This is a genomic window from Aeromicrobium panaciterrae (assembly GCF_039537165.1).
Lineage (GTDB): Bacteria > Actinomycetota > Actinomycetes > Propionibacteriales > Nocardioidaceae > Aeromicrobium > Aeromicrobium panaciterrae.
Genome location: NZ_BAAAZZ010000002.1, coordinates 3,195,693 through 3,220,961, shown reverse-complemented (window position 1 = coordinate 3,220,961; position 25,269 = coordinate 3,195,693). Strand labels below are relative to the sequence as shown.

23 protein-coding genes are annotated in these 25,269 nt (G+C 67.3%); 11 read left to right on the top strand and 12 right to left on the bottom strand.

What is annotated here, in order from left to right:
- Positions 1 to 34 precede the first annotated feature (34 nt).
- Together ABD683_RS16815 and ABD683_RS16810 are read right to left on the bottom strand one after the other, a co-directional pair.
- The gene (locus ABD683_RS16815; protein WP_344771223.1) at positions 35 to 838 is read right to left on the bottom strand and encodes a phosphatidate cytidylyltransferase; all 804 of its coding nucleotides are present in this window, start codon (positions 836 to 838) and stop codon (positions 35 to 37) included.
- Entirely contained in the window at positions 835 to 2,568 is a 1,734-nt protein-coding gene (locus ABD683_RS16810) for an aminotransferase class I/II-fold pyridoxal phosphate-dependent enzyme (protein WP_344771222.1), read from the bottom strand. The genes ABD683_RS16815 and ABD683_RS16810 overlap by 4 nt, the downstream gene beginning before the upstream one ends.
- An 84-nt stretch (positions 2,569 to 2,652) precedes the next feature.
- Here ABD683_RS16810 and macS point away from each other — a divergent pair, with 84 nt between their 5' ends.
- The 4 genes from macS to ABD683_RS16790 all read left to right on the top strand — a co-directional run bounded on the left by macS (position 2,653) and on the right by ABD683_RS16790 (position 7,001).
- Positions 2,653 to 3,807: a MacS family sensor histidine kinase gene (macS, locus tag ABD683_RS16805; protein ID WP_344771221.1), complete on the top strand. Its 1,155-nt coding sequence runs from the start codon at positions 2,653 to 2,655 to the stop codon at positions 3,805 to 3,807.
- Between the two features lie 22 nt (positions 3,808 to 3,829).
- Complete coding sequence (locus tag ABD683_RS16800) at positions 3,830 to 4,462, top strand: response regulator (RefSeq protein WP_344771619.1); 633 nt, start codon at positions 3,830 to 3,832, stop codon at positions 4,460 to 4,462.
- A gap of 100 nt (positions 4,463 to 4,562) precedes the next feature.
- Positions 4,563 to 5,399 (top strand): phosphatase PAP2 family protein, encoded by an 837-nt coding sequence (locus tag ABD683_RS16795; protein ID WP_344771220.1) that lies wholly within the window; start codon positions 4,563 to 4,565, stop codon positions 5,397 to 5,399.
- Between the two features lie 84 nt (positions 5,400 to 5,483).
- The gene (locus ABD683_RS16790) at positions 5,484 to 7,001 is read left to right on the top strand and encodes an MFS transporter (protein ID WP_344771219.1); all 1,518 of its coding nucleotides are present in this window, start codon (positions 5,484 to 5,486) and stop codon (positions 6,999 to 7,001) included.
- Here the strand turns inward: ABD683_RS16790 and ABD683_RS16785 are convergent.
- Both ABD683_RS16785 and ABD683_RS16780 read right to left on the bottom strand, forming a co-directional pair.
- Entirely contained in the window at positions 6,998 to 8,404 is a 1,407-nt protein-coding gene (locus tag ABD683_RS16785; protein ID WP_344771218.1) for a vWA domain-containing protein, read from the bottom strand. The two genes, ABD683_RS16790 and ABD683_RS16785, sit on opposite strands and share 4 nt — an antisense overlap.
- Entirely contained in the window at positions 8,401 to 9,282 is an 882-nt protein-coding gene (locus ABD683_RS16780) for an AAA family ATPase (RefSeq protein ID WP_344771217.1), read from the bottom strand. The genes ABD683_RS16785 and ABD683_RS16780 overlap by 4 nt, the downstream gene beginning before the upstream one ends.
- A 15-nt stretch (positions 9,283 to 9,297) precedes the next feature.
- On the opposite strand from ABD683_RS16780, the gene ABD683_RS16775 reads away from it, so the two are divergent.
- The gene (locus ABD683_RS16775; protein WP_344771216.1) at positions 9,298 to 9,714 is read left to right on the top strand and encodes an SRPBCC family protein; all 417 of its coding nucleotides are present in this window, start codon (positions 9,298 to 9,300) and stop codon (positions 9,712 to 9,714) included.
- Here the strand turns inward: ABD683_RS16775 and ABD683_RS16770 are convergent.
- Positions 9,711 to 10,277 carry a dihydrofolate reductase family protein gene (locus ABD683_RS16770; RefSeq protein WP_344771215.1) on the bottom strand — a complete coding sequence of 189 codons (567 nt, stop codon included), beginning with the start codon at positions 10,275 to 10,277 and terminating at the stop codon, positions 9,711 to 9,713. The two genes, ABD683_RS16775 and ABD683_RS16770, sit on opposite strands and share 4 nt — an antisense overlap.
- A 44-nt stretch (positions 10,278 to 10,321) precedes the next feature.
- Between ABD683_RS16770 and ABD683_RS16765 the strand changes: the two genes are divergently transcribed.
- Entirely contained in the window at positions 10,322 to 11,614 is a 1,293-nt protein-coding gene (locus tag ABD683_RS16765; protein ID WP_344771214.1) for a M20/M25/M40 family metallo-hydrolase, read from the top strand.
- On the opposite strand, the gene ABD683_RS16760 is transcribed toward ABD683_RS16765, so the two are convergent.
- A complete protein-coding gene (locus ABD683_RS16760; RefSeq protein WP_344771213.1) occupies positions 11,611 to 11,796 on the bottom strand; it encodes a DUF5703 family protein in 186 nt (61 codons plus the stop codon). The genes ABD683_RS16765 and ABD683_RS16760 overlap by 4 nt on opposite strands.
- A 10-nt stretch (positions 11,797 to 11,806) precedes the next feature.
- Entirely contained in the window at positions 11,807 to 12,760 is a 954-nt protein-coding gene (locus ABD683_RS16755; RefSeq protein WP_344771212.1) for an aldo/keto reductase, read from the bottom strand.
- A gap of 49 nt (positions 12,761 to 12,809) precedes the next feature.
- On the opposite strand from ABD683_RS16755, the gene ABD683_RS16750 reads away from it, so the two are divergent.
- Positions 12,810 to 13,646, top strand: a complete 837-nt coding sequence (locus ABD683_RS16750; protein WP_344771211.1) for an undecaprenyl-diphosphate phosphatase — start codon at positions 12,810 to 12,812, stop codon at positions 13,644 to 13,646.
- On the opposite strand, the gene corA is transcribed toward ABD683_RS16750, so the two are convergent.
- Positions 13,647 to 14,648: a magnesium/cobalt transporter CorA gene (gene corA, locus ABD683_RS16745; protein WP_344771210.1), complete on the bottom strand. Its 1,002-nt coding sequence runs from the start codon at positions 14,646 to 14,648 to the stop codon at positions 13,647 to 13,649.
- 31 nt (positions 14,649 to 14,679) lie between these two features.
- On the opposite strand from corA, the gene mshC reads away from it, so the two are divergent.
- On the top strand, positions 14,680 to 15,903 hold the full coding sequence (gene mshC / locus ABD683_RS16740) for a cysteine--1-D-myo-inosityl 2-amino-2-deoxy-alpha-D-glucopyranoside ligase (RefSeq protein WP_344771209.1): 1,224 nt from the start codon (positions 14,680 to 14,682) through the stop codon (positions 15,901 to 15,903).
- Here mshC and ABD683_RS16735 read toward each other — a convergent pair.
- Positions 15,900 to 17,366: an MFS transporter gene (locus ABD683_RS16735; protein WP_344771618.1), complete on the bottom strand. Its 1,467-nt coding sequence runs from the start codon at positions 17,364 to 17,366 to the stop codon at positions 15,900 to 15,902. The genes mshC and ABD683_RS16735 overlap by 4 nt on opposite strands.
- 49 nt (positions 17,367 to 17,415) lie before the next feature.
- Here ABD683_RS16735 and ABD683_RS16730 point away from each other — a divergent pair, with 49 nt between their 5' ends.
- Positions 17,416 to 17,829 carry a MarR family winged helix-turn-helix transcriptional regulator gene (locus ABD683_RS16730; RefSeq protein WP_344771208.1) on the top strand — a complete coding sequence of 138 codons (414 nt, stop codon included), beginning with the start codon at positions 17,416 to 17,418 and terminating at the stop codon, positions 17,827 to 17,829.
- 1 nt (position 17,830) lies between these two features.
- On the opposite strand, the gene ABD683_RS16725 is transcribed toward ABD683_RS16730, so the two are convergent.
- A complete protein-coding gene (locus ABD683_RS16725; protein WP_344771207.1) occupies positions 17,831 to 18,679 on the bottom strand; it encodes a PAC2 family protein in 849 nt (282 codons plus the stop codon).
- Positions 18,680 to 18,699: 20 nt separating this feature from the next.
- A complete protein-coding gene (gene metH / locus ABD683_RS16720) occupies positions 18,700 to 22,419 on the bottom strand; it encodes a methionine synthase (RefSeq protein WP_425548537.1) in 3,720 nt (1,239 codons plus the stop codon).
- Positions 22,420 to 22,665: 246 nt separating this feature from the next.
- Here metH and ABD683_RS16715 point away from each other — a divergent pair, with 246 nt between their 5' ends.
- Positions 22,666 to 23,307: an HAD family hydrolase gene (locus tag ABD683_RS16715; RefSeq protein WP_344771205.1), complete on the top strand. Its 642-nt coding sequence runs from the start codon at positions 22,666 to 22,668 to the stop codon at positions 23,305 to 23,307.
- Between the two features lie 96 nt (positions 23,308 to 23,403).
- Here the strand turns inward: ABD683_RS16715 and ABD683_RS16710 are convergent, their stop codons facing one another.
- Positions 23,404 to 24,267: a RecB family exonuclease gene (locus tag ABD683_RS16710; RefSeq protein WP_344771204.1), complete on the bottom strand. Its 864-nt coding sequence runs from the start codon at positions 24,265 to 24,267 to the stop codon at positions 23,404 to 23,406.
- A 66-nt stretch (positions 24,268 to 24,333) separates the two neighbouring features.
- Here ABD683_RS16710 and ABD683_RS16705 point away from each other — a divergent pair, with 66 nt between their 5' ends.
- Entirely contained in the window at positions 24,334 to 25,263 is a 930-nt protein-coding gene (locus tag ABD683_RS16705; protein WP_344771203.1) for a site-2 protease family protein, read from the top strand.
- Positions 25,264 to 25,269: the final 6 nt, after the last annotated feature.

Sequence of the window (25,269 nt, the reverse complement as noted above, 5' to 3'; positions counted from 1 at the left end):
CGGGTCGAACGCCATGGTGCGCCCTCAGGCTGGATCAGGTCATGAGCAGCGCGAGAGCGAGGACGACGAGCAGCGAGTCGATCCTGTCGAGCAGCCCTCCCGCACCGCCGAGCAACGTACCGGAGTCCTTGACTCCGGCACCGCGCTTGACCATCGACTCGAACAGATCGCCCGCAGGCCCGCCGATCGCAACTGCAAGTCCCAGCTGCCAGGTCAGCGAATCCACGGCTGCCAGCACTCCGACGCCGGCAGCTGCACCAGCCAGGGCTCCGCTCCATCGTTTTGCGGGCGACAACGGGGACAGCGCGGGGCCGCCGAGCCGCGGGCCGGCGAAGAACGCCACCACGTCGGCGACGGAGACGGCCGCGAACAGGGCGAGTGCTGTCGCACCCAGCGGTACGACGGCGGCAATCGGGCCCAACCAGGCGATCCCGAGCACCCCGGCACCGACTCGGCGCAGGCCATGCTTCGCATCGCCGGCGATGACAGGCACGGCGGCGATTGCGAGCATCCCGGCACCGGTGGCCCTGAAGGTCTGGTCAGGCTCCCACCAGGTCGTCAGCACGATCGCAGTGAGAGCCAGCACCAGCACGGTCTGATCGATCCGGCTGAGCTTGACCAGTGAGCCGTATTCCACCGCGGCAAGGCCGCCGGCGCAGATGGCCAGCGCAGCCGTGCCCGGTTGTCCGGCCCAGAACAGGGCGACGACGACTGGCACCGTCACTGCCCACGTGCACCACCGCAGGATCAGCTCACGCCGACGCGTCAGCATGACTCCGGTGCCGCACAGCAGGAGTGCCCCGCCGAAGAACGGGACCAGGGAGGACACCGTGATCATGTGCGTCGATGAGCATCGAGAACGGCGCGGCAGGCATTCACGATGCGCGAGTTCTCGCGAGCATCCTTGACGGCAACCCGCACCGTACGACCCTCATACTGCGACGACAAGGGAGACAGGTCGCGGAGATAGACGTCGTGGCGGCGGCACTCGGCCACGAACGCGGCGGCACTCGGGCCCCGCATCGGCAGGACGATGTTGAGGAAGTTCGCCACACCTTCGTCAACGTCCAGCTCGGCATCGAGTCCGGAAAGCTCGGCGGACAGCTTTGCCCGAAGCTCGTGGGTGCGCTGCCAGCAGTCGTGGTAGTAGTCCGGCTCGCCGAGGGCAGCCACGGCAGCCATCTGAGCCGGAAGGCTGACGGGCCAAGGCGGCGTCCAGCGGCGCAGGTCGGCCGCGACGGAGGGTTCGGCGACGAGGAACGCCGCACGCATGCCGGACAGCCCGAACATCTTGGAGAGCGACGTGCACACAACCACCCGGGAGTGAGCTGCCGCGAGGGGCGCGAGCGACTGCTCGGGGTCGACGTAGCCGAGGTAGGCCTCGTCGATCCACCATCGCGTACGCATCGGCGAGCCTTCGATCACCACGCGCAGCTCAGCGGCCGGCACATGCCGCCCGGTCGGGTTGTTGGGGTTGACCACGACGACCAGGTCGTAGTCACCCGATCGAACGACAGCCGCCAGGGCGGCCGGGTCGATGCGCCAGTCGTCCTCGCGGCGCAGCCGGAACCGGTCGACGTGGCAGCCAATGACCCGTTCGGTGACGTGCACGTACTCGCCGTACCCCGGATCCATCAGGAGCACCCGGCTTTCTGCCGTCAGCCACTGGCCGAACGCACGGAAGATCAGGTCGGACGAGCCCGCGCCGACGGCCAGGGCGTCGGCAGGCAGCCCCCGACCCGACGCGATCGCGGCGACCATGCCGTCCGCATCGGTCGGCGGCGAGGTGCGCGCGGCCCAGGACGGATTGTCGGTCAACGCGGCCAGTACCCGGGGAGGCGGGGAGAACCACGCGTCCAGGACGTCGGCCGCGACGACCTCGTCACGCCGTTGCAGGGTCGAGAAGCCGGTACCGATTGCCCCAAACGAGGCACCACCGTGCTCGCAGCCGTCAGCTCTCGGCCAGAACGCTGTGTCCAGGTGCCACGTGAGATCGGCCTCCCACGCGTGGAGGACCTCGCGGTAGGGGCCTTGCGCCATCGCGGTGAGCGCCGACGTGCTCGCCGTCATCACCTCGAAATCGACCGCTCCGCTGGTGACGGTGAGTCCCGCCGGCACGAGTCCCACTGCTAGGTACATCTCGAGGACCTCGGTACGTCCCATCGCCACGATCGTGCGTCCACCACGTGACGAGATCCACCGCAGCGCTGCATACATCAGCAGGGTCGCCACTCCTGAGCCACGCCAGTCGCGATCGACCGTGAGGATTCGCACCTCGAAGACCGCGTCGGAGTCCAGAACCGGCAGCTCGTCGCGCGTGAAGTACTTGTCCAGGCCGAACTGCCCAGCCCACGGGGGAGTGACGCTCACGAATCCGATGGGGGTGGGGCCTGAAGCCGCCACCAGGTAGACGTTGTCGCCGTCCAGGGCGTCCCGCAGCTGTTCTGTTGGGCTCAATGCGTGCTGCCCGAGCTCCTCGGCGTACACGCGGTGTCGGAGGCTGTAGATCCATTCGAGATCCTGCAGCGATGCTTCGCGGACCTCGAGTCCGGTCGTCGTGGTTGTCATGACCTCAATGTCGCGCAGCTGCCACAGGCACCACATCCGTACGGATACTCATCTTCGGGCCACCAAGGTGCAACACTGCGTCGTGTGATCACGCCGTCCCGCCCTGCCGCGACCGCGGTCGAGGATCGGCTGTTCAACGCGATCGCCGTCCTACGCATCGTCGTCCTCGTCAACGCAGTCGGGCTGAACATCTATCGGCGCGGGACGTTCGAGCATCCGAGGGCCGCAGCGGTGTGCGTGGGCGTCATGGTCGTGTGGACGGCGTTCGCCTTGTGGGCGTATCGACGCCCGGAGCGCCGTACGGCTGCCCTGCTGGTCGTCGACCTGGTGCTGGCCGTTGCACTCGTGCTCGTGACCCCGCTGGTGAAGGGAGGCGACTTCAGCTCGACCCTCCCGGGCTCGTGGATCATCGGTGCCCTGCTTGCCTGGTCTGCCCGCTTTCGTCTGTGGGGCGGGTTCGGGGCCGGACTCGTGCTTGCCGTTGCCGACGTCGCCCAACGCCAGGATCTCGGTGCGTCCGACTACGGCAATGCGTTCCTCCTGATCCTCAGCGGGACGATAGTCGGCTACCTCTGCGGTTCCCTCCAGCAGATGGCGGCCGAACGTGATGCGGCCGAGCGCGCAACTGCTGCCGCTGCCGAGCGCGCCCGGCTGGCGCGGGCCGTCCACGACGGCGTGCTCCAGGTGCTTGCGTTGATGCAGCGAAGCGGCCGCGAGCTGGGGGGCGAGGCCGAACGGCTGGGCGAGCTCGCCGGCGAGCAGGAACGTGTGCTGCGCCGGCTGATCCGCATGCAGAGCTCCAGCATGATCGCTTCTGACGCGGTCGACCTCAGCTCGGCACTGACTCAGCTGGAGTCGATCCCCGCGGTGACCGTGTCGACCCCAGGAACACCGATCGAGCTGTCTCCACACACCGCTGACGAGGTGGTGGCGGTGGTCAGGGCATGTCTTGACAACGTCAAGGTCCACGTGGGAGAACGTGCTCCCGCCTGGGTGCTGGTGCAAGCAGGGTCGGAGCACGTCGAGGTGTCAGTGCGTGACGAGGGCCCCGGGATCGCGCCAGGACGCATCGAGGCGGCGTTTGCCCAGGGCAGGCTGGGAATCGCCGAGTCCATCCGAGGACGGGTTGCGGCGCTGGGCGGCACCACCGAGCTCGTGACCGGAACGTCCGGGACCGAGTGGGAGATCGTCATCCCACGCGATGGCTCACCGTCGGTCTCGGGGAGCCGACGTGCCTGAGACAGAGCATGCGATCAGGATCATGGTCGTCGACGACCACCCCATATGGCGCGAAGCCGTCGAACGCGATCTGGTCCAGGCAGGTCACGACGTGGTGGCAGTGGCGAGCACGGGTCGCGAAGCCGTCGCGAGGTTCTCGGCCACCCGACCGGATCTGGTGGTTCTCGACCTGCACATTCCCGCTCCAGGAGGCATCGAGGTCACTGCGGAACTCGTCCGCCAGAACCCATTAGTGCGAGTGCTCGTGCTGTCGGCATCGGGTGAACAAGCCGACGTGCTGGCGGCCGTCAAGGCGGGTGCCACCGGATACCTCGTGAAGTCGGCATCCAGTACCGATCTCTTGACCGCGGTGCGCCGCGTGTCGGCCGGAGATCCAGTGTTCACCCCAGGTCTTGCAGGCCTGGTCCTCGGCGAGTTCCGGCGCATCGCCGAGGCGTCACCCGACGACGGAGAGAAGTCACGTCTCACAGCACGCGAGACCGAGGTCCTCAAGCTGGTCGCCACCGGGCTGTCCTATCGCCAGATCGCTGAACGTCTGGTGGTCTCGCACCGCACGGTGCAGAACCACGTGCAGAGCACGTTGCGCAAGCTGCAGATGCACAATCGCGTCGAGCTCACCCGCTACGCCATCGAGCACGGCCTGGACACCGACTGAGCACCTGCCGAATCGCTGAGCGTGAACCGGTTCCTCGGGTCGCCCACGTCCGGGAGACGTACGCGGTTACGATCCTGTTCATGAACCAGGCCCTCCTCCCGTGACCGGGGACGGACTGCCGTGGCCCTCGGCGCTCCAGGCCGGCATCGCCTGCGGCGCTTCTGCCGTGCTCTGGCTGTGCGTTTGCTGGACCCGACCCACCCGCGTACGCACCGAGGTGATGGCGGCGGCGTACGAGTTCGGGCTGATCTCGGGGTTGTACGCGATCTGGCGCGTTGCGCGTGAGCTGCCGTTCACGCACGAGGCGGGAGCGCTCGACCGCGCCCGCCAGATCGACGCGTTCCAGAATTTCCTCCACCTGCCCACGGAGATCTCGCTCCAGCACTTCGTGATCGACCACGACTGGCTGGCGAGGGCCACCAACGCCTACTACGCCACGGTGCACGTACCGGGACTCCTCATCTTCCTGGTGTGGTTGTTCGTCCGCCACCGCGACCGCTTCCCCCATTGGCGCAACGGTCTCGCCCTTGTCACGCTCGGTTGCCTGATCATCCGTTTCGTACGCGTCGCACCCCCGCGATTCATCGAGGAGCTCGGCTTCGTCAACCTCTCCGACCGCTACGGCCTCGGCGTCTACGGACCGGTGGGGCACGGCATCTCCGACCAGTTCGCGGCCATGCCGTCGATCCACGTGGGATGGGCCGCCGTCGTGGCGTGCGGAATCTTCATGTCGACGACGAGCAGGTGGCGGTGGCTGTTCGTCCTGCACCTGCCGATCACGATGTTCGTCGTCGCAGCGACGGGTCACCACTGGTGGATGGACGGCATCGTGGCGATCGGCCTGCTGTGGGGCGGGCTGAAGCTGGACACCTACGTACGAGCCCGTCGCGCCAAGACGCCCAGCCGGGCTGAGCCGTCGTTCGTGAAAGCTAGGTGAAATCGCAGCCCGAGAAGCGGATACTGTCAGTCGGCAGTTGTAGCGTCCAAGTGACCATGCAAGCACCGTCGAGAGAGTTCTCCCATGACTGCATCCGAAGTGCCCGGCACCACCCCTGACCCGAAGCGCTGGCTGGCCCTCGCCGTCATCGCCATTGCGCAGCTGATGATCGTGCTCGACGCATCGATCGTCAACATCGCACTCCCGTCGGCTCAAAAGGACCTCGGCATCAGCGATGCCGATCGGCAATGGGTCGTCACCGCCTACACACTGACGTTCGGCGGGTTCCTGCTGCTCGGCGGTCGCATCGCCGACTACATGGGACGCAAACGTACGTTCATCGTCGGCCTGATCGGCTTCGCCGCTGCCTCGGCTCTCGGTGGCATCGCCTCCACGGCCGGCCTGCTCTATGCGGCGCGTGGCCTGCAGGGCACCTTCGCCGCGCTCATGGCGCCGGCGGCGCTCTCGCTGATCTCGGTGACCTTCACCGAGGCCAAGGAGCGCGCCACGGCTTTCGGCGTCTACGGTGCGGTGTCCGGCGGTGGTGCCGCGATCGGCATCATCCTCGGCGGCACCCTGACCGAATACGCGTCGTGGCGCTGGTGCCTCGGCGTCAACGTGCCCATCGCCCTTGCGACGACAGCCGCAGCCTGGCTCTACGTCAAGGAGAGCAAGGCGCACGGCAACACCAAGTACGACATCCCCGGCGCGATCCTGGTGACCCTCGGCCTCGTCTCTCTGGTCTATGGGTTCACGCAGGCTGCCAAGCTCAAGGATCCCGGCAAGAGCACTGAGGTGCTCGGCTGGACCGACTCGTCAACGCTCACGTTCCTTGGTGCTGGCGTTGTGCTGCTGGTCGCGTTCGTACTGTGGGAGCGCCGGTCCAAGTCCCCGTTGCTGCCGATGAAGGTGGCCCTCGACCGCAACCGTGGCGGGTCCTACCTCATCTTCCTGTTCATCGGCGCGGGCATGTTCGCCATGTTCCTGTTCCTGACGTTCTACTTCCAGATCACCATGGGCTACAGCCCGCTCAAGGGCGGCTTCGCCTTCCTGCCGTTCAGCGTCGGCGTCATCGCGACTGCCGGCGTGGTCGCCAACATCATGCCCAAGATCGGCCCCAAGCCGATCATGGTGCCGGGGCTGGTGATCGCCACCATCGGCATGCTGATGCTGACCCAGGTCGACACCGGAACGAGCTATTGGGGCTGGGTACTGCCCGCCGAGCTGCTCATGAGCATCGGCATGGCCTGCGTGTTCATCACGGCCTCCAGCACCGCGCTGGTCGGTGTCAGCGAGCACGACGCCGGCGTGGCGAGCGCCTTGCTCAACACGTCGCAGCAAGTCGGCGGATCGCTCGGCACAGCTCTGCTCAACACGCTCTACGCGGGAGCCGTGACGAACTTCCTCGCCGACAGGATCGGTCCCAACTCCGACAAGGCGCAGATTGGTCAGGCGACCAGCGATGGCTTCGTGCACGGCTATCACGTGGCGTTCTTCTGGGGCTCGATGATGCTGGTGGTGGCCCTGATCTTCGCCGTGCTGCTGATCAACGCCAAGAAGGACGACATCCCCAACGAGGCCGGCGTGCCTGCTGCTGCCTAGACCGGCAGCAGGCGGGTGACGAACTTCGTCAGCTGATCCACGTTGCACACCTCGTGCATCTCGACGATCTCGGCGTACGCCGGCGCGATCGAGTCGCCCAGACCCCAACGCATCGAGTGCTCCGGATTGAGCCAGAACGTACGCCGAGCCCGCTGGCTGATCTCGTGCAGCGCCTCGAGGTTGGGGTCCTGGTTGTTGTTGCGCGCGTCTCCCAGGATGAGCACGGCAGTGCGGGGGCCGATCGCCGTCATGTGATCGGCACGGAAGTCGGCGAACGCCTCGCCGTAGTCGCTGCTGGTGTGCCATTTGGTGATTCGCGCCTCGCGACCGATACGTGCCGCGAGGTCGTCGGAGTCCTCCTTGACCAGATCGGTGACCTCGGCCATCGCGTTGACGAACGCGAACACGCGGATCTTGCTGAACTGCCCGCTCATCGCCTGCACGAGGTGCATCGTGAACTGCGAGAATCCCGACACCGACCCCGAAACGTCGCACAGCAGGACCAGCTCGGGCCGAGCCGGATGCGGCTTGGCAAAGACGGGATGCATCGGCACCCCGCCGGTGCCCATCGATCGCCGCAGCGTCCGGCGGATGTCGATCTTGCCCCGATGTGCCTTGCGGCGTCGAGCGGCGAGTCGGGTGGCGAGCTTGCGGGCGAGTGGTCGTACGGTCCGGCCCAGCTCCTCGAGCTGTTGGCGGTTGGCGCTGAGGAAGTCGATGCGGTCGGACCCGACGCGCACGGCGTGGCGGGTGACCACGTCGCGTCCCCGCAGCTCGGCAGTCCTGCGGCGCGCTTCGCTGGCCACCATGGCGCGGAACCGGTCGATGTTCTGGCGGATCTCGTCGCGTTCGAGGCGTTGGGTGAAGTCGCCACCCTGGCCCTGGCCCTGGCCCTGCCCCGGTCCACCGCCGCCGCCCTCGCCACGCTGTCCGAGTGCCTGGACGAGGAGCGTCTGCGGCCGGAGGCGCTCAAGGGTCTGATAGGCCGACCAACCGCCGGCCGGGCCCGCCTCACCGACGCGTCCGAGCAGATCGACCGCGATCTCGGCCACCTGCTCCAGTGTGCGCAGGTCGTTCTCGGCGAGCGCCATCGCAAGCAGGTCGCGCAGGTCATCGATGTCGAAGTCCTCGTCCATGTCGCGGGCAGCCTGCGAGGCACCCACTCCGGCGGGAAAGTAGAGGTCGAACGTCATGTCAAAGACGTCACGCTGGCCTCCTCGTCGCACCAGTGCCGACGCCAGGCCCTCGCGCAGCAGCGATCGATCGCTCATGCCGAGCACGTCGATGACGGCCGCGGCGTCGACTGACTCGCTCGTACCTGCCGGGATGCCCTTGCTCCGCAACGCGCCCACGAACTCGACGAGCCTGCCCGCGAGGTCGTGCGACACCGGCGCCTCGGTCATGACGCGCCGAGCACCTCGTCGAGATCGAGCCGCTCGGTCGCCTTGTCGAGGTCGTCCTGGTGCTTGAGGATCACGCCGAGGCTCTCGCGTACGACGTCGTCGTCGAGGATGTCGGCCCCGAGCGCGACCAGCGTGCGAGCCCAGTCGATCGACTCCGACACCGACGGGGCCTTGCGCAGCGGCATGGTGCGCAGGGCATTGATGACGCGGATCAGCGAATCGCCCAGCGTGCCGTCGAGCTCGGGGACCTTGAGCCGGATGATCTGCTGCTCGAGCTCAGGATCGGGGAAGTCGATGTGAAGGAACAGGCAGCGACGACGCAACGCCTCGGACAGCTCGCGGGTCGCGTTGGAGGTCAGCACGATGAACGGTCGGTGCTCGGCCTTGATCGTGCCGAGCTCGGGGATCGTCACCTGGAACTCACCGAGCACCTCGAGAAGCAGACCTTCGATCTCGACGTCGGCCTTGTCGGTCTCATCGATCAGCAGCACGGTGGGGCCATCGTTGCGGATCGCCGTCAGCAACGGCCGGGCAAGCAGGAACTCCTCGCTGAAGATGTCGCTGCGTGCCTCGTCCCACGTCTCCTCGCGGCCGGCAGTGATGCGGAGCAGCTGCTTGGCGTGGTTCCACTCGTACAGGGCGCGGGCCTCGTCGACGCCTTCGTAGCACTGCAGGCGTACGAGATCGGCTCCACACGCCTCAGCCACAGCTCGCGACAGCTCCGTCTTGCCGACACCGGCGGGTCCCTCGACCAGCAGGGGCTTGCCCAGCTCACTGGCCAGGAACACGGTGGTCGCCACGGCATGAGAAGCGAGGTAGTCGGCGGCCGCGAGCTTGGCCTTGACGTCGTCGATCGAGGTGAACGGCATGGTGCGCATGCCTACCATCGTGCCGTGGCCCGGATCCAGATCGTTCGCGAGGTACGCCTCAGCCCAGATGTTGCCTGGCAGCGCGTCACCGACTGGCCAGCCCACGGCCGGTTCGTGCCGCTGACCACGGTGTCGATGACGCCCACGGGCTTCGTCGCGCGTACGGGGCTCGGGCCGATCGGCTTCGACGATCCGATGGACGTCGTCACGTGGGAGGAACCGTCGTTCTGCCGCCTCGAGAAGCGTGGCCGACTGGTGTCGGGCTGGGCCGAGCTGAGCGTCGACACGTACGGTGACGGCAGCCGTGTCACGTGGGTCGAGGAGATCCGCGTCCGGAGCGTGCCGCGGGTGCTCGACGGCCTGACACGCCGCGCCGGCTCCTGGCTGTTCGGACGGGTGATCGACGGGTTGCTGACCGAGGCCGTGTCTGGCACGACCTAGGCCGTCGTGCGGAGCACCAGGTGCGTGGCGTGCGTGCTCGACTCCGACGACACGGTCTCGAGTCCGGGCGCGACGTCGAGGTCGTCGAAGAGACGTACGCCGTCTCCCAGCAGGAGGTGGGCGATGCTCAGGCGGATCTCGTCGATCAGTCCGGCGTTGAGGAACTGCTGCGCCGTGGCGGAGCCACCCATGACGAGGACGTCCTTGTCGCCGGCCAGCTCCTTGGCCCTGGCGAGCGCCTGCTCGACGCCGGCCACGTAGCGGAACGAGTCGCTCTTCATCTGGCGATCAGGCAGCTCCTCGTGCGTCAGCACGACGGTGGGCAGCGGATAGGGCACGTCCTCCCAGTGCGGGACCCCGAGGTCGTGCATCGTACGGCCGATGATGCACGCACCGATGCCGGCAGACAGGCTCCTGGCGACCTTTTGGTCGACCGGATCGTCGCCGAAGATCCACTCATGCAGGGCCTCGCCACCGACCCCCATGGCGTCCTCGACGCTGATGTCAGGGCCGGTCGCGAAGCCGTCGAGCGACGTCGTCATGGCAAGCACCACTGCCGGCATGAGTGAACCTCCCGATGGTCAAGTGTCGTGCGTAGGATCACGCTATGGGGTACTCGCCAGAATCTGAAGCACTCGACATCTGCCGCGACCTGATCCGCATCGACACATCCAACTACGGTGACGACTCGGGACCGGGGGAGCGTCGAGCGGCGGAGTACGTTGCGGGGTCACTGGCCGAGGTCGGCATCGAGTCGCAGATCTTCGAGTCCGAGGCGGGACGTGCCAGCGTCGTCGCACGCTGGGGCAACCAGGACTCCAGCAAGCCCGGGCTGCTGATCCACGGGCACCTCGACGTCGTGCCCGCACAGGCGGCCGACTGGAAGGTCGCACCGTTCGCTGCAGAGGTCGTCGACGGCTATCTCTTCGGCCGAGGCGCGGTCGACATGAAGGACTTCGACGCGATGCTGCTGTCGGTCGTCCGTGCCCGACAGCGTGCCGGTGTCATCCCGGATCGCCCGATCACGCTCGTGTTCACCGCCGACGAGGAGGCGGGCGGAGTCCTCGGCGCGCACTGGCTCGTCGAGCACCATCCCGAGCTGTTCGAGGGGTGCACCGAGGCCATCGGCGAGGTCGGCGGGTTCTCCACCGAGATCGGCGGCCAGCGCCTCTATCTGATCGAGTCCGGAGAGAAGGGCATCGCCTGGATGCGGTTGCGTGCCCACGGCACCGCCGGCCACGGCTCGATGAAGAACGCCGACAACGCCGTGACCCACCTCGCCCGTGCCCTGCTCGCACTGGGAGAGCACGAGTGGCCCGACGCCCCCGGTCCGTCGATGCAGCTCCTGTTGGGCAAGGTAGGTGAGCTCAGTGGCACGGACGGGTCACCCGATGAGCTGCTCGAGCTGTTCGGACCCGCCGTACGCATGATCGGCGCCGGCATCCGCAACACGACCAACGCGACCATGCTCCAGGCCGGCTACAAGCACAACGTCGTACCCGGCGAAGCTGTCGCCTACGTCGATGGGCGCTACCTGCCCGGCCACGCCGACACGTTCCTGCCGACCGTCAGGGAGATCGTCGGCCGTCACGTCACGGTCGAGCCCTACATCAGCGATGCGGCCTTGGAATACGCCTTCGAGGGCGACCTGGTCGACGCCATGACGGTTGCACTGCACAGCCAGGACCCCGAGGCCCACATCGCGCCGTTCCTGATGTCGGGCGGCACGGACGCCAAGGCATGGCACAAGCTCGGGATCACGTCCTACGGCTTCACGCCGCTGCGACTGCCGGCCGACCTCGACTTCACCGCGTTGTTCCACGGCGTCGACGAGCGCGTACCCGTCGACGCGCTCGAGTTCGGCTCGAGGGTGTTCGACGAGTTCCTCAACCTGGTCTAGAGGGTGCTGCGCATGCGCATGATCTTGCGACGCAGCACGACGGTACGTTCGCCGGTCCCGTCCTTGCGCAATCGGTCGAGCTCCCAGCCGTGATATTCCGCCGCGTCGGTCAGCATGCGGCACACGGCCGTACGAGACTTCGTGCGGGGGATCGTCAGGTTCCAGAACTCGTACTCGATCATCTGTTGCCTTTCATCTGGCTGCCGCCGACACGTCGTCGAGAGCCTGGACGATCTCCGGTGGGAGCTCCAGCTCGTCTGCGGCGAGACTTTCCTGCAGCTGCGCCGTCGTACGCGCCCCGACGATCGCCGAGGCGACACCGGGACGGCCCAACAGCCAGGCGAGCGACACGTGCGCGACCGTGACGCCCAACCCCTCGGACGCTCGTGCAGCGGCTTCGACGACGGCCGACTTGCCGGGCGTCAAGTAGCGCGACACGAAGTCGCCCCACCCGGGATCTGCAGCACGCGAGTCGGCCGGAATGCCCGTGCGGTACTTGCCCGTGAGCACGCCACGACCCAGCGGCGACCATGCCAGCACGCCGATGCCGTGGTGGTCGGCAGCGGGCAACACCTCGTCCTCCGGCTCGCGGTGCACCAACGAGTACTCGACCTGAGTGCTCACCAACGGCAGCGCGTCGGGACGCCCGGCGAGCCAGGTGTGCGCGAGTGACGTCTGCCAGCCGGTGAAGTTGGAGATGCCGACGTACGTGACCTTGCCCGAACGGACCACCTGCTCGAGCGTCGCCAACGTCTCCTCGATCGGAGTCTTCTCGTCCCAGCGGTGGATCTGCCACAGGTCCAGGTGATCCGTGCCGAGCTGCTGCAGCGAGAGCTCGAGCTGGGCGAGCAACGTCTTGCGCGAACCATCGCGTACGACCTCGCCGTCGCGATGGATCAACGCCGCCTTGCCGGCCAGCACGATCTTGTCGCGCACGCCGGTCTTGGTGAGCAGCGTGCCGAGCAGCTCCTCGCAGTTGCCGTCACCATAGATCGGTGCGGTGTCGACCAGCGTGCCGCCGGCGTCGAGGAAGGTCTTGAGCTGCTCCTCCGCCTCGTAGCCGTCGACCGCCGCACCCCACGACATCGTGCCGAGCGCGAGCCGCGAGACCTCGAGACCCGAGTGGCCGACGCGGCGATGCTGCATGAACGCAACGCTAGTCGGGCACTGGTTGAGACGCCGGTAGGCTCGCACAGTGGACTTTCTCCGTGCCGTGTTCCTGGGCGTTCTCCAGGGACTGACCGAATTCCTTCCCATCTCCAGCAGCGCACACCTCGCGATCTTCCCCAAGTTCCTCGGCTGGGACGATCCGGGCGCCGCGTTCACGGCGGTGATCCAGATCGGCACCGAGCTCGCCGTCCTGATCTATTTCTGGCGCGACATCGTCACGATTGCCACGGGTTGGCTCAAGGGGGTGTTCAACGCCGGTGCTCGTGAGGCTCTCGAGTGGCGAATGGGCTGGTTCGTCATCATCGGCTCGGTCCCGATCGTCATCCTCGGCCTGCTGTTCCAGGATGCGATCAAGCACGAGTTCCGCCGCGTCGCGCTGATCGCTGTCGCGCTGATCCTGTTCGGCCTGCTCCTCGGCTTCGCCGAGCGCTGGGGCCTCAAGAACCGGCCCATCGAGAAGCTCACCTACCGCGACGCCGTCCTGTTCGGGCTGGCGCAGTCCTGTGCACTGTTCCCCGGCGTGAGCCGCTCCGGCGGCACCATCACGATGGGTCTGCTGCTGGGCTACGAACGCCGTGCCGCGACACGCTATGCGTTCCTCCTGGCGATTCCCGCCGTGCTCGGAGCGGGCATCTACAACCTCAAGGACATCCCGGGACAGGCCAACGCCTACGGACCCGGTCCGACGATCGTTGCGACCGTCGTCTCGTTCGTCGTCGGCCTCGCCGTGATCCACTGGCTGCTCGAGTACGTCAGCAAGAAGTCCTACACACCGTTCGTGGTCTACCGCGTGGCGCTGGGCGTGCTCGTATTGGTGCTGGTCGCAACCGGTGCGATGACCTCGGTCGTCACGGTCAGCTGATCAGAGCCAGCCTGAGCGCTTGAAGCGTCGGTAGATGTAGAGGCAGACTCCGGCAGTCAGCCCCACGACGAGTGGGTAGCCGAACGACCACGACAGCTCCGGCATGTGCTCGAAGTTCATGCCGTAGACGCCCGCCACGGCGGTTGGCACCGCGAAGATCGTGGCACCGGCCGTCAGCTTGCGCATGTCCTCGTTCTGCTGGACGCTCAGCTGCGCCAGGTGGGCGTTGAGGGCGTTGTCGAGCAGCTTGTCGATCGAGTCGATGGCTTCAGCCGCGCGGGCCAGATGGTCGCCGATGTCGCGGAAGTATGGTCGCGCGTCCTCGGGCATCGACGTCGTCGCAAAACGCTCCACCGGATCCCGCAACGGGAAGACCGCGCGCCTGAACTCGAGCGTCTCGCGCTTGAGCCGGTAGATGCGCGACGAGTCGTTGGAGAACTCGCTGGAGAAGACCGACGACTCGACCTCCTCGACGTCGGTCTCGAGCTCCCGGGCCACGTCCTCGTAGCGGTCGACGATCGTGTCGACCACAGCGTGAAGGGCCGCAGTCGGGCCGTGCGACAGTGGCTCGATCATGTTCTCGGCCGAGCGTCTGGCGTCCTTGAGGTCGGGGCCGCCGTGGCGCACCGTGAGCAGGAACTTCTTGCCCATGAAGATGTTGACCTCGTGCGTCGTGATGTCGTCGTCGCTGTAGGAGACCGAGCGCAGGGTCATGAAGATGTGATCGGGATAGCGCTCGACCTTGGGCCGCTGGTGCGCCTCGAGTGCGTCCTCGACGGCAAGCGGGTGCAGGCCCAGCGTCTCCGCGACGCGTTCGAGCTCGTCGGTCCGGGGGTTGCCGATGCCGATCCACAGGAAGTCGTCGTCCCCCAGACCAGCCAGCGCCTCCTCGAGTGCGGAGGTGTGGTGCTCGGTGGATTCTCGGACACCGTCGCGGTAGACGGCGCAGTCAATGATCACGTCGTCATTCTGCACCGCATCCAGCAGTCCAGCCGTCGACATGCCGTGTTCGCCCTGCCGATACGCTCGACACATGCGTAGCTGGTCGTCACCCGAGGTCCCGTCACTCGACGCTCTCGGACTCGGGCGCGGACCTGCGCTCACGATCCACGACTCGGCATCCAAGGGTGCCGTCACGAGCGACCCCGAGGGGGCCGCCCGTCTGTACGTCTGCGGCATCACGCCCTACGACGCAACCCATCTCGGCCACGCCTCGACCTACCTCGCCTTCGATCTTCTGCAACGCGTCTGGCTCGACCGCGGACTCGACGTCACCTACACCCAGAACGTGACGGACGTCGACGACCCGCTGCTTGAACGCGCCACCGCCACCGGCATCGACTGGGTGGAGCTGGCCGAGCGCGAGACCCAGCTGTTCCGCGACGACATGACCGCGTTGCGCGTGCTGGCACCGGCCGCGTACGTCGGCGCGGTCGAGTCGATCGACCTGGTGGTCGACCTGATCGACACGCTCGAGGCCGCCGGTGCCGTCTACCGCGTCGACGACGACCTCTACTTCGACGTGCACGCCGACGCGGCGTTCGGCACGGTCTCGGGGTTCGACGAGCAGACGATGCTGCAGATCTTCCCCGAGCGTGGTGGAGACCCGGACCGGCCGGGCAAGAAGCACCCACTCGACTGCCTGCTGTGGCTCGCGGAGCGTCCCGGCGAGCCTTCGTGGGAGACCAGGCTCGGCCGTGGTCGTCCCGGCTGGCACATCGAGTGCGCTGCGATTGCGCTGCACCACCTCGGCACGGCGTTCGACGTGCAGGGCGGCGGCTCCGACCTCGTGTTCCCGCACCACGAGATGTCGGCGTCGGAGGCGACCGTGGCAACCCACGAACCATTCGCGCGTGCCTACGTCCATGCCGGCATGGTCGGCTACGACGGCGAGAAGATGTCGAAGTCCAAGGGCAATCTCGTCCTGGTGTCGAAGCTCCGAGCCGAAGGCCGCGACCCCATGGCGATCCGACTGGCGCTCCTGGCGCACCACTACCGCAGCGACTGGGAATGGTTCGGTGGCGAGATCGACGGAGCCGAGGCGCGCCTCGCGGCGTGGCGTACGGCTGTTGCCCGCCCGACGGGCCCGTCCGGCCAGGATCTCGTCGCTGCGGTCAGGGCAGCGATGGCCGACGACCTCGACGCGCCTGCCGCCCTTGCCGCGGTGGACGCCTGGGCCGCGGGATCCGGCGACGACGCCGAGGCCGGCGCCACCGCTCGTACGGCCATTGACGCCTTGCTGGGCGTGCTCCTCTAACGAGTGATGCCGGCCGCGTCAGCTGGCGCGGCATCTTCCAGGCCGGCCGAGGCGAGCATGCCGTCCTCGACCTGGAATCGCTCCACGTCGGGCTCGGGCGGAGCAGCCTTGGGACGAGCCGGGAGCAGCCAGGTCACGAGTGCGGTGACGATCCCGAGCCCGACGATGACGAGAGCTGTGGACCTGTAGGAGTCGAGCGTGGGTACGCCGTCGTCGCCGAATCCGCGTAGGAACGTCACGGCGAGACCCGAACCGAGCGCGAACCCGATGAAACGCGACACCTGGTAGAAGCCCATCGCGCTGCCGGTCTCCTCGGCTGGCACGGCTCGGACGATGAGACCCGGAAGCGCAGCGAACGTCGTACCCATGCCGACGCCGACGAGTGCCATGCACACCAGCACCTGCCACAGCGCCGTGGCGGTGAGGCCGAAGAGCAGGGCGCCCAACGCGACGGCGAGCGCACCGAACGGCATCACGGAGCGAGTGCTGAAGCGGGACTGGAGCCGGGGGAGTGCGAGGGTCATCAGGAAGCTGAAGATCGACATGGGAACGAGCGTCAGTCCGGCGACGAAGATCGTCTCACCCAGCCCGAACGTGTCGAGCTGGACGAACTGCGCGATGACCACCATGAGGATGTACATCGTGAGTCCGAGCAGCAGTCCGGCGATGTTGGCGGTCAGCACCGCGCGGTGCTTGAGGAGGCGCAGGTCGACCAGGGGATGGCTCGTACGCAGCTCGTGGAAGGTCCACAGGACCATGCACACGACACCGACCGCCAGCATCCCGATCACGGCCGGGGATCCCCAGCCCCAGTCGACGGCCTTGTCGAGCGGGATGAGCACGAGCACCAGGCCGACGGCCACGACCAGTGCGCCGAGGATGTCGAGGTCGCTGTCGTCGCGGGCCTCGTTGGGCGGCGACACGACCCACACCGCAAGCGTCAGCGACACCACGCTGATGCCCGTACCCAGCCAGTACGCCGCCGCGACACCGCCGTGATCGGCGACCAGTCCGGTGAGGGGATAGCCGAGGCCGACTCCTGCAGCGCCGACGACGGACAGGCCGGCGATGACGCTGCGTGCCTTGTCTGCCGGGAGGTGGTCGCGGGCGGCTGCCATCGTCAGCGGCATGATCGCCATGCCGAGTCCCTGGAGCGCACGCCCGAAGATCAGCGGGCCGAGCGATGTCGCGAGTGCGGCGACGGCGCAGCCGATCACGACCGCGCTCAGGCACACGGCGATGACGGTGCGTCGATGTCGTCCGTCACCCATGCGTCCGACCAGCGGTGATGCGATGGCCGCCACCACGATCGTCGAGGTCAGGGCCCACTGCGTGCTCGAGATGCTGGCGTCGAGGTCTCGGGCGATCTGGGGGAGCAGCGGCGCACCGAGGCTGCTGATGATGGCGTTGACCGCGCCGACGAACAGGAGGGCCGGGATGAACAAGCGTTCCCGGAGTGACATCACGTCCGAAACTATACAGAAAGACTGTCTAGTTCTGTACGCTGATGTGATGGATCAGACACCCGTTGCCGAAGAGCTCCGCGTCGTGGTCGCCCAGCTGGTCCGCCGGTTCAGACAGGACCGGGAGATCCCGCAGCCGCAGTTCAACGTGCTCAGCACACTCATGCGTCGGGGTCCCATCACGACCAGCCAGCTCGCGGCGCTGGAGGGCGTACGCCCGCAGTCCATGGCGCACACCGTCGCACAGCTGCTCACCGCTGGGCTCGTCGAACGCCACTCCGATCCGGCCGACGGTCGTCAGATGCTCATCGAGATCAGCGCGTCGGGTCGTACCTCGATGGTGGAGTTCCGGCGAACCGCGGACGCCTGGGTCAACGACGCGATCTCCACCCGGCTCGACGCCGAGGAGCGCAAGACCCTCAAGGCCGGCATCGACCTGATGAGACGGCTCGTCGACGAATGAGTCACTCGGGGTCGACGTTGCGGCGTCGGAGGTAGCGCTCGAACTCTCGGGCGATCGCGTCGCCGCTCGCCTCGGGCAGGTCGCTGGTGTCGCGCTCCTGCTCGAGCGCCTCGACGTACTCGGCGATCTCGGAGTCGCGCGACGCGAGGTCCTCGGCTCCGCGCTGCCACGCATCGGTCATCTCGACCAGCACGCCTTGGGGGAGGGGTATGCCGAGCGCGTCCTCCAGTGAACCGAGCAGCGCGAGTGTCGCCTTGGGGCAGGGTGGCTCCGCGAGATAGTGGGGTACGGCCGCCCACAATGATGCCGTGGCGATGCCCTCGCGCGCAGCGGTGTCGTTGAGCACCGTCGTGATGCCGATCGGGCCGGTGTAGCGCGACGGCTGCAGCGACATTCGTTCCATGAGCGCCTTGTCGCTCGTGGAACCGCTCACGGGTACGGGGCGGGTGTGCGGCGAGTCCGCCAGCAGCGCGCCGAGCGTGATGAGCTCGGTGACCCCGGCGAGCTTGGCGACACCGATCACGGTCGAGCAGAACGCGCTCCACCGGAAGTTGGGCTCGGGTGCACGCAGGAGCAACACGTCCCGGTCGCTGTGCCGCGGCCGGGCATGGAAGATCGACGGTGCCGGCCAGACGATGACGCGCTCGTCGTCCTCGTCGGTCGTGACGTGCGGGCGATGCACCTGGAAGTCGTAGTAGTCCTCCGGGTCGAGCTCGATCAACAGCTCGGCGTCCCACTCCTCGATGAGGTGGTCGACGGCGCCGGAAGCGGCGTCGGCAGCGTCGTTCCACCCCTCGAACGCCGCAACCATCCAGGGATCACGCAGCGGCGGGATGTCAATGTCGGTCACACCTTCACCCTACGCGGCGATCACTCATTCTCCGTGCGGTAGCCGAGGTTGGGGGACAGCCACTTCTCGGCCTCGTCGATCGACCAGCCCTTGCGCTCGGCGTAGTCCTCGACCTGGTCACGCCCGATGCGACCGACCACGAAGTACTGCGACTGCGGGTGCGAGAAGTAGAGGCCGCTGACCGCCGCGCCGGGCCACATCGCCATGCTGTCCGTCAGCTCGATACCGGTGTTGGCCTCGACGTCGAGAAGGTCCCAGATGCGGAGCTTCTCGGTGTGCTCGGGGCACGCCGGGTAGCCCGGAGCAGGGCGAATGCCTTCGTACTTCTCCTTGATGAGCTCATCGTTGGAGAAGGCCTCGTGCGGTGCGTGCGCCCAGAACTCCTTGCGTACGCGCTCGTGCATGCGCTCGGCAAAGGCCTCGGCCAGACGATCGGCGAGGGACTCGAGCAGGATCGCGCTGTAGTCGTCGAGCTCCTTCTTGAACTCCATGATCTTGTCGGTGATGCCGATGCCGGCGGTGACCGCGAACGCACCGACGTAGTCGCGCAGCCCGGTGTCCTTGGGCGCCACGAAGTCGGCGAGCGACCGGTTGGGCACGCCATCGCGGTGCTCACCCTGCTGGCGCAGCTGGTTGAGCACCGTACGGACCTCGGTACGCGACTCGTCGGTGTAGACCTCGATCGCGTCACCCTCGATCTGGCTGGCCGGGAAGAGGCCGAACACGCCGTTGGCGCGGATCCACTTCTCCTCGATCAGGCGGTCGAGCATGGCCTGGCCGTCGTCATAGAGCTTGCGCGCGGCCTCGCCGGTCGTCGGGTTGTTGAGGATGTCGGGGAACTTGCCCTTCATCTCCCACGCGTTGAAGAACGGCTGCCAGTCGATGTACTTGCGCAGCTCGTCGAGCGAGTAGTCGCTGAACGTCTTGACGAACTGGGTCGGGGTACCGGACACGTGGTAGTCGTCGGTGTGCGAGTCGCGGGCCTGCTTGGCGAGCATGCGTGGTCGCGGCGGCTGGTAGCCGGTCCAGTCGATCGGCGTCGCGTTGTCACGCGCAGCGGCGAGCGGGAGCAGCGAACGCGCATCCTGGCGTGCCGCGTGGCGTTCACGGAGCGAGTCGTAGTCGGCCTGGGTGTCGGCGAGCAGCTTGGGCCGCTGCTCGTCCGACAGCAGTGCGGCGACGACGGGTACGGAGCGTGAGGCGTCCTTCACCCAGATCACCGGGCCGTGGTACTTCGCGTCGACCTTGACGGCCGTATGTGCGCGCGACGTCGTGGCGCCGCCGATCAGCAGCGGGATGTCGAAGCCTTGCCGCTCCATCTCCGAGGCGAGGTTGACCATCTCGTCGAGCGACGGCGTGATGAGGCCCGAGAGACCGATCACGTCGGCACCCTCCTCCTTGGCAGCGTCGAGGATCTTCTGGGCAGGGACCATCACGCCGAGGTCGACGACGTCGTAGTTGTTGCACTGCAGCACGACGCCGACGATGTTCTTGCCGATGTCGTGGACGTCGCCCTTGACGGTCGCCATCACGACCTTGCCGTTGGTGCGCTCGGCGTCGCCGGGCTTCTTCTCCGCCTCGATGAACGGCAGGAGATAGGCGACAGCCTTCTTCATGACACGGGCTGACTTCACGACCTGCGGGAGGAACATCTTGCCCTCGCCGAACAGGTCACCCACGACGTTCATGCCGTCCATCAGCGGACCCTCGATGACCTCGATCGGACGCCCGCCGCGCTCGGCGATCATCGCGCGAAGCTCCTCGGTGTCGTCCTCGGCGAACTCGTCGATGCCCTTGACCAGCGCGTGGGTGATGCGTTCGGTGACCGGGAGTGAACGCCACTCCTCGGAGGCGACCTCCTTGACGGAACCGTCACCCGCGAAGTCTCCGGCGATCTCGAGGAGTCGCTCGGTGCTGTCGGGGCGGCGGTTGAGGATGACGTCCTCGATGCGCTCGCGCAGCAGCTCAGGCACCTGGTCGTAGACCTCGAGGGCACCGGCGTTGACAATTCCCATGTCCATGCCCGCGCCGATCGCGTGGTAGAGGAACACCGCGTGGATCGCCTCGCGCACGGGGTTGTTGCCGCGGAACGAGAACGACACGTTCGAGACGCCGCCGGACACCTTGGCTCCCGGCAGGTTCTGCTTGATCCAGCGGGTGGCCTCGATGAAGTCGACGCCGTAGTTGGCGTGCTCCTCGATGCCGGTGGCAACCGCGAACACGTTGGGGTCGAAGATGATGTCCTCGGGCGGGAAGCCGACCTGGTCGACCAGGATCCGGTAGGCGCGCTCACAGATCTGCTTGCGACGCTCGAGGTTGTCGGCCTGGCCGTCCTCGTCGAACGCCATGACGACGGCCGCGGCGCCGTACTTGCGACACAGCTCGGCCTCGCGGACGAACTTCTCCTCGCCCTCCTTGAGGGAGATCGAGTTGACGATCGACTTGCCCTGCACGTTCTTGAGCCCGGCCTCGATGACCTCCCACTTCGAGGAGTCGATCATGGTCGGCACCCGGCTGATGTCGGGCTCGGTCGCGATCAGCTTGGTGAAGCGATCCATGGCGTCGACGCCGTCGATCATGCCCTCGTCCATGTTGATGTCGATGACCTGAGCACCGTTCTCGACCTGCTGGCGAGCGACGTTGAGAGCCGTCGAGTAGTCACCCGCCTTGATGAGGTTGCGGAAGCGGGCCGACCCGGTGATGTTCGTCCGTTCGCCGACGTTGACGAACAGGGTGTCCTCGACGATGGAGAACGGTTCGAGCCCCGACAGTCGAAGCGCCGGCTGGGTCTCGGGAACCGTACGCGGGGCCTTGCCCTCGACGTTGCGCGCGATCTCGGCGATGTGCGCCGGCGTCGTGCCGCAGCACCCGCCGACGAGGTTGACGAAACCGGCGTCGGCGAACTCCGCGACGATCGCCGCGGTCTCCGCAGGAGCCTCGTCGTACTCGCCGAAGGCGTTGGGGAGTCCGGCGTTGGGATAGGCAGAGACGAACGTGTCGGCGACGCGGCTCATCTCGGAGATGTAGGGCCGCATCTCCTTGGCGCCGAGAGCACAGTTGAGACCCACGAGCAGCGGCTTGGAGTGGCGCACCGAGTGCCAGAAGGCCTCGGTGGTCTGGCCCGACAACGTACGCCCGGAGGCATCCGTGATGGTGCCGGAGATGACGACCGGCCAGCGGCGGCCGAACTCGGTGAAGACGTTCTCGACCGCCGAGATGGCGGCCTTGGCGTTCAGCGTGTCGAAGATCGTCTCGATGAAGATCAGGTCGGAGCCGCCGTCGAGCAGGGCACGAGTCGCATCCTCGTAGGCCGCGACGAGCTGGTCGTAGGAGACGTTGCGGGCACTCGGGTCGTTGACGTCAGGGGAGATCGACGCCGTACGCGTCGTCGGACCGAGCGCGCCCGCGACATAGCGGGGCTTCTCCTCGGTGCCGACCTCGTCGCACATCGCACGAGCCAGGCGGGCCGACTCGTAGTTGAACTCGTAGGCGAACTCCTCCATGCCGTAGTCGGACAACGACACGGCGTTGGCGTTGAACGTGTTGGTCTCGATGATGTCGGCGCCGGCCTCGAGATATTCGCGATGGATCCCGGCGATGATCTCTGGTGCCGTCAGCGTGAGGAGGTCGTTGTTGCCCTGGACGTCGCTGGGCCAGTCCTTGAACCGCTCGCCGCGATAGCCGGCCTCGTCGGGCCGGTCGCGCTGGATTGCCGTACCCATCGCGCCGTCGAGCACCATGATGCGGCTCCGCAGCAGGGCGGTGAGGGCTTCGGTGGCGTCGGGGCGATGGTGCTGGGTGCTGGACACGAGCAATCCTTGGGGAACGATCGGATAAGGAGTGCTGGGGATCTCCAGCCGGCGGCGGGCTCGCCTGGGCCTCGGGGGATCCCGAACTGAACCTTCATTGTGCCACTTCCGCCACGCGTTCGCGGGCAAGCACCAATCCGTGGAACGCCGATGATCGCGTACGTCTACCGTGGACGCGTGACCAACTACGCCGCCGTGCTGTGGGACCTCGACGGAACCATCATCGACAGCGAGCCACTCTGGATGGCGGGTGAGCACGAGCTGGCCGAGCGCTATGGCAAGACGTGGACGCAGGAGGACGGCCTTGCGCTGGTCGGCAACTCCCTGATCGGCTCGGGCGAATACATCAAGAATCGGCTCGAGGCCGACATGTCGCCCGAGGAGATCGTCGACTTCCTGGTCCTTCGCCTGGCGGCAGCGCTGCGGCAGGAGATCCCGTGGCGGCCGGGCGCTCGCGAGCTGATCGACGCACTGCACGCCGAGGGCACGCCTCAAGCGCTCGTGACGATGTCCTACACGTCGATCGCCGAGCCGATCGCCGCGGCGACGCCGTTTGCAGCGGTCGTCACGGGCGACAAGGTCGTACGAGGCAAGCCCCATCCCGAGCCCTATCTCGCGGCGGCGGAGATGTTGGGCGTCGAGCCCGCCGACTGTCTGGCGATCGAGGACTCCGGCACGGGTGCCACTTCGGCCAACGCGGCTGGCTGCCACGTGCTGGTCGTCCCGCACTTCGTGAACGTGCCTGAAGCGCCGCGCCGTACGCAGCTGCCGACCCTCGAGAACGTCACTCCCGACGCGCTACGCGCCTTGTTTGGTTGAGCCGAGCGAGCCCTGCGAGCGAGCGCGAAACCAGGCTGACCGAGTGTGAGCGTCCCGCGGCGAAGCCGCCGCACGTGGTTGAGCCGAGCGAGCCAGCTAGGGAACGAGCGGGACTTCCGGGACGATCTCGGGGAACGGCGGGGGAGTGCCACCCCACTCGGGGCAAATCGCCTGGTGGGAGCAGAACGTGCACAGTCCGCTCTTCTTGGCCGGGAAGTCGCGGCGCTCGACCGCGGAGGCGATGGCGTCCCACAACGCCAGGACCTTGCGCTCGGTCGCAATCAGGTCTTGCTCCTGCGGCTCATAGGTGAGGAAGGACTCGTCGCCGATGTACATGAGCTGCAACAGCGTCGGCAGGATGCCGCGAGTGCGCCAGATGACGAGTGCGTAGAACTTCATCTGGAACAGCGCCTTGTCCTCGTAGAGAGGGCTCGGGCTCTTGCCGGACTTGTAGTCGACCACGCGAATGCGCCCGTCGGGGGCGATGTCGATGCGGTCGACGATGCCGGCGAACGTCAGCCCGGACTCGTGCTCGAAGCTGATCTTTTCCTCACGCGTGTGCTCGCCGAGGTAGCGCGGGTCCTCCATGCGGAAGTAGGTCTCGAGCAGCGACACGGCCGAGGCCAGCCAGTCCGTCTCCTCGGCAGCCTGCTCGGCCGTGAACAGCTCTGCCAGTCGCGGCTCCTCGGCGCGCAGCTTGCCCCACTCGGACGGCAGGAGCTTGACGGCCTCGTCGAGGGTGCGGCTCTCGGCGGGCTCGGCCAGCAGGTCTTCGAGCACGGCGTGCACCAGCGTGCCGCGGACCATCACGGGGTCGGCGGGCTCCGGGATGCGGTCGATCACGCGCAGCCGGTAGCGCAGCGGGCAGCTCTGGAAGTCGCCTGCCCGGCTCGGGGACAGCGAGCTGCGCACCGTCACACCGGGTGCGGACTCGTGAAGCTCGAGCTGCGGGGCGTCCATTCCTGCAGGCTAGACGGCAGCACCGACGGAAACCGGGAACCACGCGGGAGACGATAGGTTGGCCGCGTGAGTTCCCCCTCTTCGCCTCCCGGAACCTGGCGACTCGGTCGCGTCGGTGGGGTCGACCTGCTCATCAAGCCGTCGGTCGTGCTCATGGGCGTGGTGCTCGTCGTGCTGTTCGCGCCGCGGTTCGACGATCGGTCCGACGCCAACCCGTACGCGCTCGCCGCGACGTTCGTGATCGCGCTGTACGTCTCGGTGTTCATCCACGAGCTCGCCCACGTGTTCACCGCGCGCCGGTTCGGCATGCGGGTCCAGTCCGTGACGCTGCACCTGCTCGGCGGCGAGACGATGATCGAGGGCGAGAGCCGTACGCCATGGCAGGAGCTCTCGATCGCGATCGCCGGTCCGCTCACGTCCCTCGCGATCGGCGTCTCGGCGCTGTCGCTGTCCGGGTCGCTCGACGGCACGACCTCCGACATCCTCTGGTCGATCGGCTACGTCAACATCCTGGTGGCGATCTTCAACATGCTCCCCGGGTTGCCCCTCGACGGTGGGCGCGTGTTCCGCGCGATCATCTGGCAGGTCACGGGCAACGAGGCCACCGGGGTGCGCATCGCCGCGTGGATCGGCCGTGCCGCCGCGATCGGTGTCGTCGCGTACGCACTCCTCAACAGTCGCGACGGCGACCGGGTCGGCGTCAATCTCGCGATCGCCCTGCTGGTCGCCTGGTTCCTGTGGCAGGGCGCCACCGACGCGCTCCGGCACGCCGGACGCTCGTCGCGCATCAACCAGCTCGTGGCTCGTAGGCTGGCCGACCCGTCTCCACCCCCGCCCGGAGCGCCCCCGCTCGCCGCCGACCTTCACGGAGCCACCTTGCTGCGCGCCATGGCCGCACATCCCGCAGACGCCTATGCGCTCACAGAAGCCGACGGCACCGTCGTCGGCACGCTGACCGCGCGAGCCGTCGACGACGCCTACCGGGCGAGCCGATGAGCGCCG